This is a genomic window from Pseudomonas sp. AU11447, from assembly GCF_001672555.2.
In the GTDB taxonomy this organism is placed as follows: domain Bacteria; phylum Pseudomonadota; class Gammaproteobacteria; order Pseudomonadales; family Pseudomonadaceae; genus Pseudomonas; species Pseudomonas nitroreducens.
Genome location: NZ_LZDG02000089.1, coordinates 177,125 through 192,273, shown reverse-complemented (window position 1 = coordinate 192,273; position 15,149 = coordinate 177,125). Strand labels below are relative to the sequence as shown.

Below are 15,149 nucleotides of genomic sequence, written 5' to 3'. Positions count from 1 at the left end.
ATGTTTTCCTGCTGTTGCTGCAGCAACTGCTTTTACGCTGGTGCTGGGGCAGCTACTTGTTATGAACAGTGACCGCGGAAGGTAATGCGCTAAAAAAGATAAAGCCCCGAGGTCGGGGCTTTATTGTCCAACTGAGTTGGCGTGCGCTCAGGGTTGCCGGGCGACGGTTTTCATCTGCTCTTTCCAGAATCCCTCGAGCTGCTGGTTCTTCAATCCCTGCTCGACAAACTTCGGCTCCAGCAGGTCGTCCACCTTCACCTCGTTGCGGATCAGTTTCGCCTTCAGGCTGTAGGCGATGCCGTCGGTGTAGTGCTGGCGCAGGGCATCGTCATACAGCGGGGAAAAGTGCGCAGGCCATGGCTCGCCGGCGACTTCGCGTTGCAGCACGCTCAGCGGTACGCCGGAGCGCGATTGCGCTTCCTGGTACGCCGCCTGGTTGGCGTCCTGGGAAACCCACCAGGCGGCCTTCAGGTAGGCGTCCACCACCAGCTGGGTGAGGTCCGGATGATCCTTGATGAAGTCCCGCGCGCCCCAGACTTCGGCGCGCATCTTCCAGTCGGCTGGCGCCTCCTTGCTCGACCAGATGACGCGGCCGACCTGCTTGTCTTCCAGCAGGAAGGCATCGCTGAGGGTGAAGAACGCATCCACCCGTCCGGCGCTCAAGGCGGCGGCGCCGGCCTGCGGGTTGAGGTTGAAGATGCGGAAGTCCTCGAAGCCCAGATGATTGGCTTCCAGCAGCTTGGCGAACGACAGTTCCCACGGCCGGCCACGGTGCAGGGCGATGCGCTTGCCCTTGAGGTCGGCGATGGATTTCGCCGTGGAGCCCGGCGGTACGACGAGGTAGACGTTGTTGCCGATGCCGCCGGGGACGATCAGTTGGGTCTGCACGCCCGAGGCGTTGGCGATGATCGACGGCAGGTCGCCGTAGAAGGCGAAGTCGATGCGCTTGTTGGCGAACTCCTCGTTGACGAAGGTGCCCACCGAGCCGGTGGCCGCGGGCACCCACTCCAGCTTGATGTTGCGCTGGGCCAGTTGCTGCTCCAGCCATTTGTCGCGGTCGATGACATAGGCCGGGCCATTGCAGGTGATCTGCCCGGCGTTGGCATAGGCCACCGTGGCGATGCGCAGGGTGGTGGGCTGCTCGGCGGCCAGCGCGTGGCCTGCGAGCAGCACGGCGGCGGCCGACAGCAGGCGGCGCAACGTGCGATGGATCTGGGGCATGGCTGTTACCTCGCTCAGAAGTCGGTGGTGACCGAGACGCCGAAGGTGCGCGGATCACCGAACATCACCGCGGCGGTCTGGTAGCCGCCCGGCAGGGTGTGGTTGCGGTATTCCTTGTCGGTCAGGTTGTTCACGTAGGCGGTGACGCGGGTGGTTTCACCCGGCAGCTCGTAGGTCACCCGCGCGTTGCCCAGGGTGTAGCCGCCGCTGCGCATGTTGGCGCTCTGGTCGTTGGTGAAGAAGTACTGGCGGCTGCGGGTGTTCCAGTCGGTACCGAGGATCACCGCGCCGCCGACGTTCAGCGGGATGCGGTAGTCGGCGCCGATCACCGCCGAGACGCTGGGCGCGCGGACGAAGTGGTTGCCGGAGTAGTCGTCGGTGCCCGAGGTGTAGTCGGTGAACTCGGTGTGCAGCAGGCCCAGGCCGAAGTTGACGTGGAGGTTCTGCACCGGGATCGCCTCCAGCTCGAACTCGGCGCCGTAGGCCTCGCCCTGGGCGCCGTTGGCCAGGCGCGAGACGGTCTGGTTGTTCACCGCGGTGACGATGTTGAGCTGGATGTCCTTGTAGTCGTAGTAGAAGACGCTGGCGTTGGCGTTCAGGCGGCCGTCGAACCATTCCGACTTCAGGCCCAGCTCGTAGGAGGTGAGGTATTCCGGATCGACCTTGGCCACGGTGGCCTGGCTGGTGACGCCAGCGTTGTAGCCGCCGGAACGGAAGCCACGGGCATAGCGGAAGTAGGCGCGGGCGTTGTCGGAGATCCGGTATTCGGGCGTCAGGTCCCAGCTGTAGTCGCTCCAGGTGTTGCTCTCGTCCTGGGTGGCGTTGACGATCAGCGGCGAGTCGACGTTGCCCGGCTGCCACCAGTGGCCGTCGCCGAAGCTCGCCGCGCCGCGGTTGACCAGGCGCTCCAGGTCGATGTCCTTGGTTTCGCGGGTCCAGCGCAGGCCGGCGGTGAGGCTGAAGTCGTCGGTGAAGTTGTAGGTGGTGCTGCCGAAGATGGCGTAGCTCTCGGTCTTCTGGTCGTAGCTGACGTTGTTGTAGTAGCTGGGCACGTAGACGTTGGGCAGCGCCGCGTTGGCGTTCTTCGACTCCAGGTCCTCGTTGAAGTAGTGGAAGCCCAGCACCCAGTTCAGCCGGTCGCTGCGCGGCGAGGCCAGGCGCAGTTCCTGCGACCATTGCTGGCTGTCGGCATAGCTGTAGCTGCGCTGCAGCTCCAGCGGGGTGTTGTCGCTGTCGGTCCAGCCGTCGCGGGTGAAGTGTTCGAAGGCGGTGATGGAAGTCAGCTCCAGCTCGCCCAGCTGCCAGACCAGGTTGAGGTTGCTGCCAGCCTGGTCGATCTCGGCCTGGTATTTGGCGTTGAAGTTGGCCTTGCCCAGCTCCGGATCGATGGAGTAGCCGAACTGGTTGGTGCCGTTCGGGCGGGTGCCGTAGCTCACCGTGTTGTAGCTGGCGGTGTCGTGGTAGTGGCGGGCGTGGACGTTGAGGTTGGCGTCGAGGTTGTCATTCACCCGCGCGGCCAGTTGCAGGCGCACGGCGTCGTCTTCCAGCGCGCCCTGGTCGTTGCCGTCGTTCTTGTTCTCGGTGTAGCCGTCGCGGCCCTGCTGGTGGAAGGACACGCGCCCGGCCAGCTTGTCATCCACCAGCGCGTCGCTCACTGCGCCTTCGACGATGCGGTTGGCGTAGTTGCCCATGTCGACCTTGAAGTAACCCTCGGGGCTGAAGGTCGGTTTGCGCGAGATGAAGTTGATCGCACCGCCCGTGGTGTTTTTGCCCCACAGCGTGCCCTGCGGGCCGCGCAGCACTTCCACACGCTCCTGGTCGAACAGCGGGAAGCCGGTGGCGCTGATGTTGGCGATGTACACGTCGTCGACGTAGATGCCGATCGGGCTGACGGTGTTGGCACCCTGGTCGCCAGTGCCCAGGCCGCGAATCCACCAGCGCGGGCGGCCATGGCCGTCGGTGGTGCCAGCGGAGGCGTTGGGGGTATAGCGGGTGACTTCGTTGGCCGATTGCAGCGAGGCATCGCGGATCTTCTCGCCGCTCAGCACGGTGATCGGCGCCGGCACTTCCTGCACCGACTCTTCGCGCTTCTGTGCGGTGACCACTACCTTGCCGAGGGTCGGCGCGGTGCTGGCTTCTTCCTTGTTCTGTGTATCGCCGTCGGCGGCATGTACAGCGACGCTGGCGAGGCCCGCCAGGATCGCGAGGGAAAGGGTGTTGCGTTTGAACATGGTGTCCCCAGGGGGCGGCGAAAAGACGGCTGGCTCTGTGGTGCTCGGTCGTCGCCGCAAGGCATCAAGCTGTTATTGCGTTGCGCTTCTGTTGGCTCACGCGTGATAAGGCCGGTTGGCTTGCGGGGGACATCGCAACTTCCGTACCGACTTTCCAAGTCGCTGATCCTCAAGGATTTTCATGTGAGGTTCTTAGGTTGCTGCTGCTGGCGCAGCAGTCCGTGCTGCCCCGCCGCTGCCTGGGCAGCAGCGGGTCAGCAAGTGCCCAAGGCTTTCGTCGAACAACAGCGGGAACGCCATTTGCAGCTGATAAGCTGATCTCTTGAATGACCTGGAGTTGGCGATGAACACGCTCTTGCCGGAGCAACCCCTGCAACGATTTGCGCGCAATCGGCGCGGCCGCGACTTCGTGGTCGGGGATGTGCACGGCCATTTCGAACTGCTGCAGCGTCTGCTCGATCAGGTCGGGTTCGAGCCGTCCGCCGACCGCCTGTTCGGCGCCGGCGACCTGGTGGATCGCGGTCCCTATTCGCCGCAGGTGCTCGACTGGCTGGCCAAGCCGTGGTTTGCCTCGGTGCGCGGCAATCACGAGCAACTGGTGATCGACGTGGTGCTGGCCGGCGATGACCGCGACCTGCACTTTCGCAACGGTGGCGCCTGGCTCTACAAGCTCACGCCAGTGACTCGCGAACGCATCGCGCGACGGTTGCAGCAGTTGCCGCTGGTGATAGAAGTCGAGTTGGACGAAGGTCGCCGCGTTGGCATCGTGCATGCCGAAGCGCCGGTTTCCCCGGCATTTCCAGACTGGGACAGCGGCGTCGCCGCGCTGGCTGGCGAGCTGGGAGAGGCCGCCCGGCGCAACGCTGTCGGCCTGGCGATGTGGGCGCGCACCCGGATCGAGAAGGAAGATGCCACGGCGATCGAAGGCCTGGAGCGTCTGTATGTGGGGCATACCGCGCAGAAGGCGGTCCGTCCGCTGGGTAACACCCACTACATCGACACCGGCAGCGGCTATGCCGACGGCTGCCTGAGCATCGTCGACATGCGCAGCGGCAAGGTGGACACGGCGGCCGCCCGCTGAGCCGCCGCCGGGGCGATCACTCGCCGCGAATGTACTGTTCCAGTTGCTGGATCAGCTCGGCCTGCTCGGCGATGGCGGCCTTCACCAGGTCGCCGATGGACAGCAGCCCGAGGAGTTCGCCGTTCTCCACCACCGGCAGGTGGCGCAGGTGCCGCTCGGTCATGATGCCCATGCACTTGTCGACGTTCAGGTGGGTGTCCACGGTGATCACCGGCGCGGTCATTACTGCGCTGATCGGCGTGTCTTCCGAGTTGCGCCCCTTGAGTGCCAGGCGGCGGGCGTAGTCGCGCTCGCTGAAGAAGCCGACCAGCTGGTTGGCCTCCACCACCGGCAGGCCGCCGAGGTTCTTCTCCGCCATCAGGCGCAATGCGTCGACCACCATCGCGCCCGGGGCGATGGTGTAAACCTGCTGGTCCGCCTTGGCGTTCAACAGCTGAGCCACAGTCTTCATTCCTACCCCCTGTTCGTCGTTCACGGCGCGAGGCCCGTGGTTCATAGAGAATCGTGGACGAATCGCGATCCGGCAAGGCCGCAAAGCGCCGTCCGCCGTCACAGGAGCGTCATCCACCTGCGGCGCGACTTATACTGTGATTCCCTTCCCCGTTTCCCCCCACGAAAGACCGGCCATGACTGACGAAGACCTCGACCTCCACGAGCCCGAACACGACCACCTGCTGGATCTCGATGACGACCTCGACGGCCTGCTGGAGGAGGATGCGGCCTTCTTCGAAGACCAGCCCGGCGATCACGAGGAGGAGGACGAGGCAGCGGAGGAATACCAGCCGGGCCTGGACGACGAGGACTGGTAGAGGACTGACCTTCGGACGATACCCGTGCGTCATGATTGGCTGGCAGAATGCTGGCCAGACAATAAAGAGAAAGCACCATGCGCTACGTCACGCTCGCCCTGGCCGTCTCCCTGCTTTGCGGATGTTCCTCTGACGTCCGCCGGGATGACCGCACCGCGCCCATCTCCCTCTACCGCGATACCCGCCACGTGATGGTGGTGAATTTCCAGCCCGACGCCACGGTGGCGGCCAACCCGCGCTGGGGCGCGCTGAAGGCCAGCTGGCGCGAGGCGCTGCGTGACGAGGCGGATTCGGCGGACTACCAACTCACCGAGCAGGACGGCGAGCCGCGCGCCACCGATACCTTGTCGACCCTGGTGGTGATCGAAGTGGGCGCCGGTCATAGCGCCAACAACCGCACGAGCAGCGACGGTGAGGAGTGGATCACCTCCACCGTGCGTTACCACGATGGCCTGACCGGCCAATTGCTCGCCTCGCGGCGCTACGAAAGCGAAGCCGATGGTGATCTGTTCAACTCCATGAGTTCGTCCGAAGTCGGCGCCGTGTCTGAGCAGATAGTCGAGGAGATCACCGGAGCCCTGCTGGTCGCCCGCCCGTCCCGCAGCCTGCCGGCGCCGCTGCCTGCCCGCACGCCGGCGCAGCCGCCGGAGGCCGTGCCGCAGCCGGTTTCGCCCACCGCGGCGGAAACGGTCGCCCATGTCTCCCAGCCATTGACCAAGGAGCAGCGCCTGATGGAGCTGCAGCGGCGCAACCTGCCGTACGAGGAATACCGCGACGAATATCAGCGGATCATGGGGCGCTGAGCGCCCCTGCACTGTCGCGCGAACATTCGCGGTTGCTAGAACCAGCCGCTGTTCGACAGTTCCTGCTCACAGCTCTTGTACTGGGCGCCGTATAGCGAGGCGCGCGCCTGGACCTTCTGCGACGTCGCCTTCAGCCATGGCTTCGCGTCATAGCTGCGCTGGCGATAGCCGCCCCAACCCTCGTGGTAGTTCAGGTACTGGGCATAGGCGTCCCACTTGGAGACCCGGTTCACGCTGTAGGTCTTGTTCATGTACCAGCCCATGAAGTCCAGCGCATCGGCGAAGTCATCGCGGTCGGCGCCCCAGCCTCCTGCTTCCTTCTTGTAGTCCGCCCATGTCTCGTCCTTGGCCTGGGCGTAGCCGTAGGCGGAACTGACCCGGCCCCAGGGGATGAAACCGAGGAAGTAGTAACGCGGTGGCAGGGCGTCGTGCTTGAAGGAAGACTCCTGGTACATCATCGCCATCGGCACCTGGATCGTCCCGCCCCAGCGCTTCTGCACCTTCAGCGCCGCTTCGTGCCATTTCGGCTTTTCGCGAAAGATCTCGCAGAGGTTCTCGGGGTGCGCCGGAGGTTGGGTGGCGCACCCGGCAAGGGCCAGGAGGAGGGCTGGCAGCAGAAGCCGGAGCATGGGGCGGTTTGTCCTTTTCTCGCGCGATGGCGCAAGGCTTATACAACCTTGGGTGGCGAAGAGGAATCGTCGGGCGCCGAGGATAACCCTCGCCTCCGAGCCTGCCGGGATGCCCGGTTCGCACAGTGGGGCGCCGGCAAGCGGCGCAAGGCTTTACAGGCAGAAACGAAAAAGCCCGCTGAGAGCGGGCCTTTCAGGCGGTTTCGCAGATTGCCGGAGGCAACTCGAAACAAGGCAGATGGCGCACCAGGCGGGATTCGAACCCACGACCCCTGCCTTCGGAGGGCAGTACTCTATCCAGCTGAGCTACTGGTGCGTATGCCGCGGCTGGCGCGGCAGGCGGCAATCATACGCATCTCCTTCGCGGGCGTCCAATGCGGGTACGCTCGTTCATGATATCGAACGAAAACAGCCGCCCGTCGGTAGAAAGACCTCGAAAACCTGCAGCAACCTGATACCTTCGTTGGTTTTGTCGAACGAGCTATTGCCCTTTGCAGCCGAGGGCCCTAGGATTCGTTTGAGATTTCAAACGCCTCCCCATCACAACAACAGGAGACCGGAGAATTGGCATCACACCAGCCGGCCATCAGCCTGCGGGATGACAGTCTTCCGTTGCACCCACCGCATGTCCCTTGTGACAGGTCTCCGTGCGGCTTCCGTCGATCAGCGTACCGGAAGGTTGTAGGGCAGTCGTACCCCTGGGCCGAGCCCGGGAATCTGTGCGCGAACGAGTTCAACCAGACCGGGCAATGACCCCGGTCTGCGTTTTTTCGTGTCCGCATGCCGAGCGAACTAAGAGCCGTTCGCCTGGCGTCGCCTCCGTGCAGGGGCGGCATTCGCATCCTGCGTCGATACTGATCGGCCGGGGCGAATGAACGGCAGAGACCGCGGTCTCTCCCATCCAGACAACAAGGCAGGCGGGGACTCGAGGTAGACCCGTCGTCCATAGGCTTTCCTCGAAAGGAGACAGGTCATGCAACTCAATGATGCCAAGCTGTTCCGCCAACAGGCTTACATTGACGGTTCCTGGGTCGATGCCGATAACGGCAAGACCATCAACGTGAACAACCCGGCCACCAACGAGATCATCGGCACCGTGCCGAAGATGGGTGCCGACGAAACCCGTCGCGCCATCGAAGCCGCCGACAAGGCCCTGCCGGCCTGGCGTGCGCTGACCGCCAAGGAGCGCGCCAACAAGCTGCGCAAGTGGTTCGACCTGATGATCGCCAACCAGGACGACCTGGCTCGCCTGATGACCATCGAGCAGGGCAAGCCGCTGGCCGAAGCCAAGGGCGAAATCGCCTACGCCGCCTCCTTCCTCGAGTGGTTCGGTGAAGAAGCCAAGCGCATCTACGGCGACACCATTCCGGGCCACCAGCCCGACAAGCGCATCATCGTGATCAAGCAGCCGATCGGCGTGACCGCGGCTATCACCCCGTGGAACTTCCCGTCCGCGATGATCACCCGTAAAGCCGGCCCGGCCCTGGCCGCTGGCTGCACCATGGTGCTCAAGCCTGCTTCGCAGACTCCGTACTCCGCCCTGGCCCTGGCCGAGCTGGCCGAGCGCGCCGGCATTCCGAAAGGCGTGTTCAGCGTGGTTACCGGCAGCGCCGGCGAAGTCGGCGGCGAGCTGACCAGCAACCCGATCGTGCGCAAGCTGACCTTCACCGGCTCCACCGAGATCGGCCGCCAGCTGATGGCCGAATGCGCCAAGGACATCAAGAAAGTGTCCCTGGAACTGGGCGGCAACGCTCCGTTCATCGTGTTCGACGATGCCGACCTGGACGCCGCCGTCGAAGGCGCGCTGATCTCCAAGTACCGCAACAACGGCCAGACCTGCGTCTGCGCCAACCGCCTGTACGTACAGGACGGCGTGTACGACGCCTTCGTCGAGAAGCTGAAGGCCGCCGTGGCCAAGCTGAACATCGGCAACGGCCTGGAGCAGGGTGTCACCACTGGCCCGCTGATCGATTCCAAGGCTGTTGCCAAGGTCGAAGAGCACATTGCCGACGCCGTTTCCAAGGGCGCCAAAGTCCTTACTGGCGGCAAGCCGCACAGCCTGGGCGGCACCTTCTTCGAGCCGACCATCCTGGTCGACGTACCGAAGAGCGCCCTGGTGTCCAAGGACGAAACCTTCGGCCCGCTGGCGCCGGTGTTCCGCTTCAAGGACGAGGCTGAAGTCATCGCCATGTCCAACGACACCGAGTTCGGCCTGGCTTCGTACTTCTACGCCCGCGACCTGGCCCGCGTATTCCGCGTTGCCGAGCAGCTGGAATACGGCATGGTGGGTATCAACACCGGCCTGATCTCCAACGAAGTGGCGCCGTTCGGCGGCATCAAGGCATCCGGCCTGGGCCGCGAAGGTTCGAAGTACGGCATCGAGGACTACCTCGAAGTCAAATACCTCTGCCTCGGCGGTATCTGATCCGTTTTTTCCGTGGGCGCGAGGTGGCAGGCAAGAGCTGACAGCCACCTTCGCGTCGGCGTTTTCCGGTGGTAGCACCGGACAACCCGTCTGGCGGGCCGCAAGTTCCACGACAGTCGATCATCGTATGCTGTCGCGTGAGGCTTCTCCCCGCTTTCATCCTTTGATCCGGTCGCCCGATGAGCGGCCACTGAGGAAGCTATGAGCAAAACCAACGAATCCCTGCTGCAACGTCGTCAGGCCGCCGTACCGCGCGGTGTAGGCCAGATCCACCCGGTCGTCGCCGAGCGCGCCGAGAACTCCACCGTGTGGGACGTCGAAGGTCGTGAGTACATCGACTTCGCCGGCGGCATTGCCGTACTGAACACCGGTCACCTGCACCCGAAAGTGATCGCTGCCGTTCAGGAGCAACTGACCAAGCTGTCCCACACCTGCTTCCAGGTGCTGGCGTACGAGCCCTACATCGAGCTGGCCGAAGAAATCGCCAAGCGCGTTCCGGGCAACTTCCCGAAGAAGACCCTGCTGGTCACCTCCGGCTCCGAAGCCGTTGAGAACGCCGTCAAGATCGCCCGTGCCGCCACCGGCCGCGCTGGCGTGATCGCCTTCACCGGCGCCTACCACGGCCGTACCATGATGACCCTGGGCCTGACCGGCAAGGTCGTTCCGTACTCCGCTGGCATGGGCCTGATGCCGGGCGGCATCTTCCGCGCCCTGGCTCCGTGCGAACTGCACGGCGTGAGCGAAGACGAGTCCATCGCCAGCATCGAGCGCATCTTCAAGAACGACGCTCAGCCGCGCGACATCGCTGCCATCATCATCGAGCCGGTTCAGGGCGAGGGTGGCTTCTACGTCAACTCCAAGGCCTTCATGCAGCGCCTGCGCGCCCTGTGCGACGAGCACGGCATCCTGCTGATCGCTGACGAAGTGCAGACCGGCGCTGGCCGTACCGGCACCTTCTTCGCCACCGAGCAACTGGGCATCGTCCCGGACCTGACCACCTTCGCCAAATCCGTTGGCGGCGGCTTCCCGATCTCCGGCGTTGCTGGCAAGGCCGAGATCATGGACGCCATCGCTCCGGGCGGCCTGGGCGGCACCTACGCCGGTAGCCCGATCGCTTGCGCCGCGGCCCTGGCCGTGCTGAAAGTGTTCGACGAAGAGAAGCTGCTGGACCGTTCGCAAGCCGTTGGCGAGCGCCTGAAGACTGGCCTGCGCGACATCCAGGCCAAGCACAAGGTGATCGGCGACGTTCGTGGCCTGGGTTCGATGATCGCCATCGAGCTGTTCGAAGGCGGCGATCACAACAAGCCGGCCGCTGAGCTGGTCAGCAAGATCGTAGTTCGTGCCCGTGAGAAAGGTCTGATCCTGCTCTCCTGCGGTACCTACTACAACGTGATCCGCTTCCTGATGCCCGTCACCATCCCGGACGCGCAGCTGGACAAAGGCCTGGCCATCCTGGCCGAGTGCTTCGACGAACTGGCCTGAGCCTCATCGCTCTAGCCGTTCAGGAGAAAGGCCCGCGCAAGCGGGCCTTTCTTTTTGTGCGCCTTTTTTTGTGAGAATTGTCCCCCGAAGTTGATGGCGCGCATGGGAAGCCTGAGGGCTTTGGACTACGCTGCGCAGTATCCGTAGGCCGTTGGCCGGCGGCATCCGAAGGACCGGGCACTCGGCAGGGAAGGCTCTGGATCGGTTGTTTCCGCCCGCGACGGCATTCGTCCCGAACGAGGTGTGATCCATGAGCGTTTCTCCCGGCGTGCTGGTGGCTGCCAGCGATCCCTGGAGCCGCGAGCTGCTTGGCCAGCTGGTGCTGAGCGTACGCTGCGATGCGAACGTCGAATTCTGCGAAGACGGCGACACGGCTATCGAGGCCTGCCGCCGGCATCCTTTCGCCCTGATCCTGGCGGAGCGCGAGTTACCCGGCAGTGACGGCCTCGAACTGCTGCGCCATGTGCGCATGCGCCGCCGCGGGCCGGTCGCCCAGCCTTTCATCCTGATCAGCTCCAAGGCCGATGCCGCCAGTGTGCGTGCGGCCTTGCCGCTGGCGCCCACCGCTTACCTGGTCAAGCCCTTCAATGCCGAGAACCTGCGCGAGCGGCTGCGCTCGCTGCTGCTCGCACCGGGCGAGAACGTCGTCTGCGAATTGCCCACGCTGGAGCAGAGCCTGTCGCTGGAGCGCTTCCTGCAAACCGAACGCGACGCCACCGAGGGCGCACCGCTGATGGGTGAGGTTGGTGCAGCGGTGAATCGCTGCATGGAAGCCAGTGACATCAACCTGGAAATGCTCGACCAGGAGTTCGGCCATGATCCGCAGATCACCGCCTGCCTGATCTCCGCCGCCAACAGCGCTGCACGGCATGTCGGCATGCCCTGCCAGACGCTGATGCAGGCACTGTCACGCCTGGGTGTGGCGCAGGCACTGAACCTGATGCTGGCGGTCGCGCTGCAGCGCGCCGCGACACTGGCCGACCCGTTGCTGAAAGAGCGCGCCGAGCGCTTCTGGGAGCTGTCGCGGCACACTGCCGATGGTGCCTTCGCCCTGGCCGAGTCCCTGGGTGCCGATGCCGACCGCTGCTTCACCGCCGGGCTGTTGCATTGCCTGGGGGACCTCGCGTTGCTGCGCAGCCTGCAGGATTGGCACAGCGCCGGTGGCGCGCTGAGCGAGGCGGAAGTAGAGAAGTCTCTGAAGGAGCACGGCGCGAGCTTCGGCTCCGCTCTGCGCACCCGCTGGCGCCTGCCATTGGAACTGCGCAACCTGATCGCCGCGGCCTACGCCATCGACAACGGCGTGTTCAGCCGCGAGGCGCTGATCGTCAACCTGGCTTCCAGCGCAGCGCGCCTACCGGAGAGCGAATTGCCGACCCTGACCGAACACAAGGCTGCGCGCATGCTGCGGCTGACGCCGGCGCAGCTGGGCTTTCTAGGCCGGACCTAGTGCTCTCCAGAAGACCAGCGCCAGCACGGTGAGCAGCACCAGTGCGCCAACAAGTTGCACCAGCCAGTCGGTTCCACGGAAATCGTCGGGAGATGCCGGCCCGCGCGGTCGCCTGCCCAGCGTGATCAGGCGCAGGAAGAGCCAGCCGAGCAGATAGCTGAAGCGGTTGAAGATGGCGTCAAGCAGACCTTCGAGCAGAAACTCGAAGCCCAGTAGCAGAAGGCGGAACAGGCGCCCCAGCAGGGCGGTGGGGAAATCGTCGAGCATGGGAATCCTTTCCCCTCGATGGGCCGCGCCGGGCGGCGCGGCCGACTGCTTTTAACGCGAAGCCAGCAGTTCCTTGCCGCGGACGACAGCGGCGCGGACCTGGTTCGGCGCGGTGCCGCCGATGTGGTCGCGGGCATTCACCGAACCTTCCAGGGTCAACACGGCGAACACGTCGTCGTCGATCTGGTCACTGAACTGGCGCAGCTCGTCCAGGCTCATCTCGGCGAGGTCCTTGCCGCTGTCCACGCCGTATTTCACAGCGTGGCCGACGATCTCGTGGCAGTCACGGAACGGCAGGCCGCGGCGTACGAGGTAGTCGGCGAGGTCGGTGGCGGTGGAGAAGCCACGGCGGGCCGCTTCACGCATGATCTCGCGCTTGGGCTTGATCGCCGGGACCATGTCGGCGAAGGCGCGCAGACTGTCGCGCAGGGTGTCCGTGGCGTCGAACAGCGGCTCCTTGTCTTCCTGGTTGTCCTTGTTGTACGCCAGCGGCTGGCCCTTCATCAGGGTCAGCAGGCCGGCGAGGTGGCCGAACACGCGGCCGGATTTGCCGCGCACCAGCTCCGGTACGTCCGGGTTCTTCTTCTGCGGCATGATCGAGGAGCCGGTGCAGAAGCGGTCGGGCAGGTCGATGAACTGGAACTGGGCACTGGTCCAGAGCACCAGCTCTTCGGAGAAGCGCGACAGGTGCATCATCGCCACGGCGGCCGCGGCGCAGAACTCGATGGCGAAGTCACGGTCGGACACGCCGTCCAGCGAGTTGCCGGAGATCGCTTCGAATCCCAGCAGTTCGCAGGTGATAGCGCGGTCGATCGGGTAGGTGGTACCAGCCAGCGCGGCGCTGCCCAGGGGCATGCGGTTGGCGCGCTTGCGGCAGTCCACCAGGCGCTCGTAGTCGCGGCTGAGCATTTCGAACCAGGCCAGGAGGTGGTGGCCGAAGGTCACCGGCTGGGCGGTCTGCAGGTGGGTGAAGCCGGGCATGATGGTGTCGGCTTCGGCATCCGCCAGGCCCAGCAGGCCCTGTTGCAGGCGGGTGATCTCGGCGAGGATCAGGTCGATCTCGTCGCGCAGCCACAGGCGGATGTCGGTAGCGACCTGGTCGTTGCGCGAACGGCCGGTGTGCAGTTTCTTGCCGGTGATGCCGATGCGGTCGGTCAGGCGTGCTTCGATGTTCATGTGCACGTCTTCCAGGTCGACGCGCCAGTCGAAGGTGCCGGCCTCGATCTCGCCCTGGATCTGCTTCAGGCCATCGATGATGGTGTCGCGCTCGGCATCGGTCAGCACGCCGACCTTGGCCAGCATCGTGGCGTGGGCCATGGAGCCCATGATGTCGTGGCGGTAGAGGCGCTTGTCGAAGTCGACGGAAGCGGTGAAGCGGGCGACAAAGGCATCGACGGGCTCGCTGAAGCGGCCGCCCCAGGACTGGTTGGTCTTCTCTACGCTCATGGATCTCTCTCGCTGAAACGGGCAGGCGCGGCGCGCGGCCTGCATGAAGGGCAAAGTGCGACGATAATAGCAGGCTGAGGGACAAAACCGGCGGCGCTTTGGCGGGTTGCGGCCGTGCAGCGGCGGCGAATCGCCGCGGGGCCGGCGGCCGATCCTTGCGCTGGCCGACAATTCCAGGCTTTTGGTCGCACGCGGTGCTTGCCGCCGTGCAGGCGCTTACGGAAACTGCGTCGATGCCCATACTGACGAAGACCGGCGACAAGCCGGCGCCCAACGAAGACTTCTTCATTCCCGAACTCTGCCAGCCCGAGGCGCTGTTCAGCCTCGTGCTGCTCGCCGAGCTGCTGGTGCTCGTGCTGGTGCTCGCCGAGCCGATGACTCCCAGCTTCAACTGGGTGCGCCTGGCGTTGTCCTCGCTGTTCGTGCAGTGGATCGTGCTGCTCTCGGCCGGCCTGCTGTGCCAGCTGCGACCGTTCATGGCGCGCTGGCCGACGTGGGTCTCCGGGCTGCTCAGCTGCGCGCTGGTGGTGCTGCTGACCCTGGGCTGCACCTGGGTGGCAGATTATTTCTCCCTCGGCGGCCCCATGTCGCGCACCGGCGAAGTCAATCTCTACCTGCGACACGCATTGATTGCGCTCATCATGTCCACGCTGTTGCTACGCTACTTTTATCTCCAGAGCCAATGGCGGCGGCAGGAACAGGCCGAGCTGCGGGCGCGGATCGAGTCGCTGCAGGCGCGCATCCGTCCGCACTTCCTGTTCAACAGCCTGAACAGTATCGCCAGCCTGATCGAGATCGATCCGGGCAAGGCCGAGCTGGCGGTGCTGAATCTTTCGGATCTTTTTCGCGCCAGCCTGGCCAAACCTGGAACATTAATTTCCTGGGGAGAGGAACTTGAGCTGGCCAGACGCTATCTTTCCATTGAGCAGTTCCGTCTTGGCGACCGGTTGCAGATGGACTGGCAGGTGAGCGGCGTGCCCGATGGCGTGCCGATTCCCCAGCTGACACTGCAGCCGTTGCTGGAGAACTCATTGATTTATGGCATCCAGCCGCGCATCGAAGGCGGGCTGGTGAAAGTTGAGGCGGAATACCGTGACGGTGTGTTCCAGCTCTGCGTGAGCAACCCGTACGACGAATCGACCGAGACGCTGCCCACGAAGGGGACCAAGCAGGCCCTGCAAAATATTGCAGCGCGACTTGCGGCACTTTTCGGGCCAAAAGCTAGTCTCAGCGTCGAGCGCCGTGACGGACGGCACTTCACCTGTCTACGCTATCCATGTGCGCGTCTCATGCAGGAAGCCTGAGCTT

General features: G+C 64.6%; 13 protein-coding genes and 1 tRNA gene. 7 read left to right on the top strand and 7 right to left on the bottom strand.

Features of this window, described 5'->3' with window-relative positions; translation table 11 throughout:
* Nucleotides 1–147: 147 nt before the first annotated feature.
* Together A6723_RS28695 and A6723_RS28690 are read right to left on the bottom strand one after the other, a co-directional pair.
* Nucleotides 148–1,221 carry an ABC transporter substrate-binding protein gene (locus tag A6723_RS28695; protein WP_054910188.1) on the bottom strand — a complete coding sequence of 358 codons (1,074 nt, stop codon included), beginning with the start codon at nt 1,219–1,221 and terminating at the stop codon, nt 148–150.
* Nucleotides 1,222–1,235: 14 nt separating this feature from the next.
* Nucleotides 1,236–3,452: a TonB-dependent receptor gene (locus A6723_RS28690; protein WP_054910189.1), complete on the bottom strand. Its 2,217-nt coding sequence runs from the start codon at nt 3,450–3,452 to the stop codon at nt 1,236–1,238.
* A 343-nt stretch (nt 3,453–3,795) separates the two neighbouring features.
* Between A6723_RS28690 and A6723_RS28685 the strand changes: the two genes are divergently transcribed.
* Complete coding sequence (locus tag A6723_RS28685) at nt 3,796–4,533, top strand: metallophosphoesterase (RefSeq protein WP_054910190.1); 738 nt, start codon at nt 3,796–3,798, stop codon at nt 4,531–4,533.
* Between the two features lie 16 nt (nt 4,534–4,549).
* On the opposite strand, the gene A6723_RS28680 is transcribed toward A6723_RS28685, so the two are convergent.
* On the bottom strand, nt 4,550–4,984 hold the full coding sequence (locus tag A6723_RS28680; protein WP_054910191.1) for a CBS domain-containing protein: 435 nt from the start codon (nt 4,982–4,984) through the stop codon (nt 4,550–4,552).
* A gap of 175 nt (nt 4,985–5,159) precedes the next feature.
* On the opposite strand from A6723_RS28680, the gene A6723_RS28675 reads away from it, so the two are divergent.
* Entirely contained in the window at nt 5,160–5,342 is a 183-nt protein-coding gene (locus A6723_RS28675; RefSeq protein ID WP_054910192.1) for a hypothetical protein, read from the top strand.
* A gap of 77 nt (nt 5,343–5,419) precedes the next feature.
* Entirely contained in the window at nt 5,420–6,145 is a 726-nt protein-coding gene (locus A6723_RS28670) for a hypothetical protein (protein ID WP_054910193.1), read from the top strand.
* Between the two features lie 35 nt (nt 6,146–6,180).
* Here the strand turns inward: A6723_RS28670 and A6723_RS28665 are convergent, their stop codons facing one another.
* Nucleotides 6,181–6,774 carry a hypothetical protein gene (locus tag A6723_RS28665; RefSeq protein ID WP_054910194.1) on the bottom strand — a complete coding sequence of 198 codons (594 nt, stop codon included), beginning with the start codon at nt 6,772–6,774 and terminating at the stop codon, nt 6,181–6,183.
* Nucleotides 6,775–7,013: 239 nt separating this feature from the next.
* Nucleotides 7,014–7,090: transfer RNA gene (locus A6723_RS28660), tRNA-Arg, on the bottom strand.
* A 657-nt stretch (nt 7,091–7,747) separates the two neighbouring features.
* Here A6723_RS28660 and gabD point away from each other — a divergent pair.
* From gabD to A6723_RS28645, 3 genes are all read left to right on the top strand, one after another.
* Nucleotides 7,748–9,199, top strand: a complete 1,452-nt coding sequence (gabD, locus tag A6723_RS28655; RefSeq protein ID WP_054910195.1) for an NADP-dependent succinate-semialdehyde dehydrogenase — start codon at nt 7,748–7,750, stop codon at nt 9,197–9,199.
* A gap of 201 nt (nt 9,200–9,400) precedes the next feature.
* The gene (gene gabT / locus A6723_RS28650) at nt 9,401–10,681 is read left to right on the top strand and encodes a 4-aminobutyrate--2-oxoglutarate transaminase (RefSeq protein WP_024766390.1); all 1,281 of its coding nucleotides are present in this window, start codon (nt 9,401–9,403) and stop codon (nt 10,679–10,681) included.
* 250 nt (nt 10,682–10,931) lie between these two features.
* Entirely contained in the window at nt 10,932–12,128 is a 1,197-nt protein-coding gene (locus tag A6723_RS28645; protein WP_054910196.1) for an HDOD domain-containing protein, read from the top strand.
* Here the strand turns inward: A6723_RS28645 and A6723_RS28640 are convergent.
* A complete protein-coding gene (locus tag A6723_RS28640) occupies nt 12,114–12,395 on the bottom strand; it encodes a hypothetical protein (protein ID WP_054910197.1) in 282 nt (93 codons plus the stop codon). The two genes, A6723_RS28645 and A6723_RS28640, sit on opposite strands and share 15 nt — an antisense overlap.
* 51 nt (nt 12,396–12,446) lie before the next feature.
* Nucleotides 12,447–13,841, bottom strand: coding sequence for an argininosuccinate lyase (gene argH / locus A6723_RS28635; protein ID WP_054910198.1), 1,395 nt, complete (start codon nt 13,839–13,841; stop codon nt 12,447–12,449).
* A gap of 233 nt (nt 13,842–14,074) precedes the next feature.
* Here argH and A6723_RS28630 point away from each other — a divergent pair, with 233 nt between their 5' ends.
* Nucleotides 14,075–15,145, top strand: a complete 1,071-nt coding sequence (locus tag A6723_RS28630) for a sensor histidine kinase (protein ID WP_054910199.1) — start codon at nt 14,075–14,077, stop codon at nt 15,143–15,145.
* Nucleotides 15,146–15,149: the final 4 nt, after the last annotated feature.

What these genes read in the sequence shown, in the direction of transcription:
- A6723_RS28690 (WP_054910189.1), bottom strand. Translation starts at nt 3,452, where the DNA reads ATGTTCAAACGCAACACCCTTTCCCTCGCGATCCTGGCGGGCCTCGCC.
- A6723_RS28670 (WP_054910193.1), top strand. Translation starts at nt 5,420, where the DNA reads ATGCGCTACGTCACGCTCGCCCTGGCCGTCTCCCTGCTTTGCGGATGT.
- A6723_RS28675 (WP_054910192.1), top strand. Translation starts at nt 5,160, where the DNA reads ATGACTGACGAAGACCTCGACCTCCACGAGCCCGAACACGACCACCTG.
- A6723_RS28695 (WP_054910188.1), bottom strand. Translation starts at nt 1,221, where the DNA reads ATGCCCCAGATCCATCGCACGTTGCGCCGCCTGCTGTCGGCCGCCGCC.
- A6723_RS28685 (WP_054910190.1), top strand. Translation starts at nt 3,796, where the DNA reads ATGAACACGCTCTTGCCGGAGCAACCCCTGCAACGATTTGCGCGCAAT.
- gabT (WP_024766390.1), top strand. Translation starts at nt 9,401, where the DNA reads ATGAGCAAAACCAACGAATCCCTGCTGCAACGTCGTCAGGCCGCCGTA.
- A6723_RS28630 (WP_054910199.1), top strand. Translation starts at nt 14,075, where the DNA reads ATGCCCATACTGACGAAGACCGGCGACAAGCCGGCGCCCAACGAAGAC.
- A6723_RS28680 (WP_054910191.1), bottom strand. Translation starts at nt 4,984, where the DNA reads ATGAAGACTGTGGCTCAGCTGTTGAACGCCAAGGCGGACCAGCAGGTT.
- A6723_RS28645 (WP_054910196.1), top strand. Translation starts at nt 10,932, where the DNA reads ATGAGCGTTTCTCCCGGCGTGCTGGTGGCTGCCAGCGATCCCTGGAGC.
- argH (WP_054910198.1), bottom strand. Translation starts at nt 13,841, where the DNA reads ATGAGCGTAGAGAAGACCAACCAGTCCTGGGGCGGCCGCTTCAGCGAG.
- gabD (WP_054910195.1), top strand. Translation starts at nt 7,748, where the DNA reads ATGCAACTCAATGATGCCAAGCTGTTCCGCCAACAGGCTTACATTGAC.
- A6723_RS28665 (WP_054910194.1), bottom strand. Translation starts at nt 6,774, where the DNA reads ATGCTCCGGCTTCTGCTGCCAGCCCTCCTCCTGGCCCTTGCCGGGTGC.
- A6723_RS28640 (WP_054910197.1), bottom strand. Translation starts at nt 12,395, where the DNA reads ATGCTCGACGATTTCCCCACCGCCCTGCTGGGGCGCCTGTTCCGCCTT.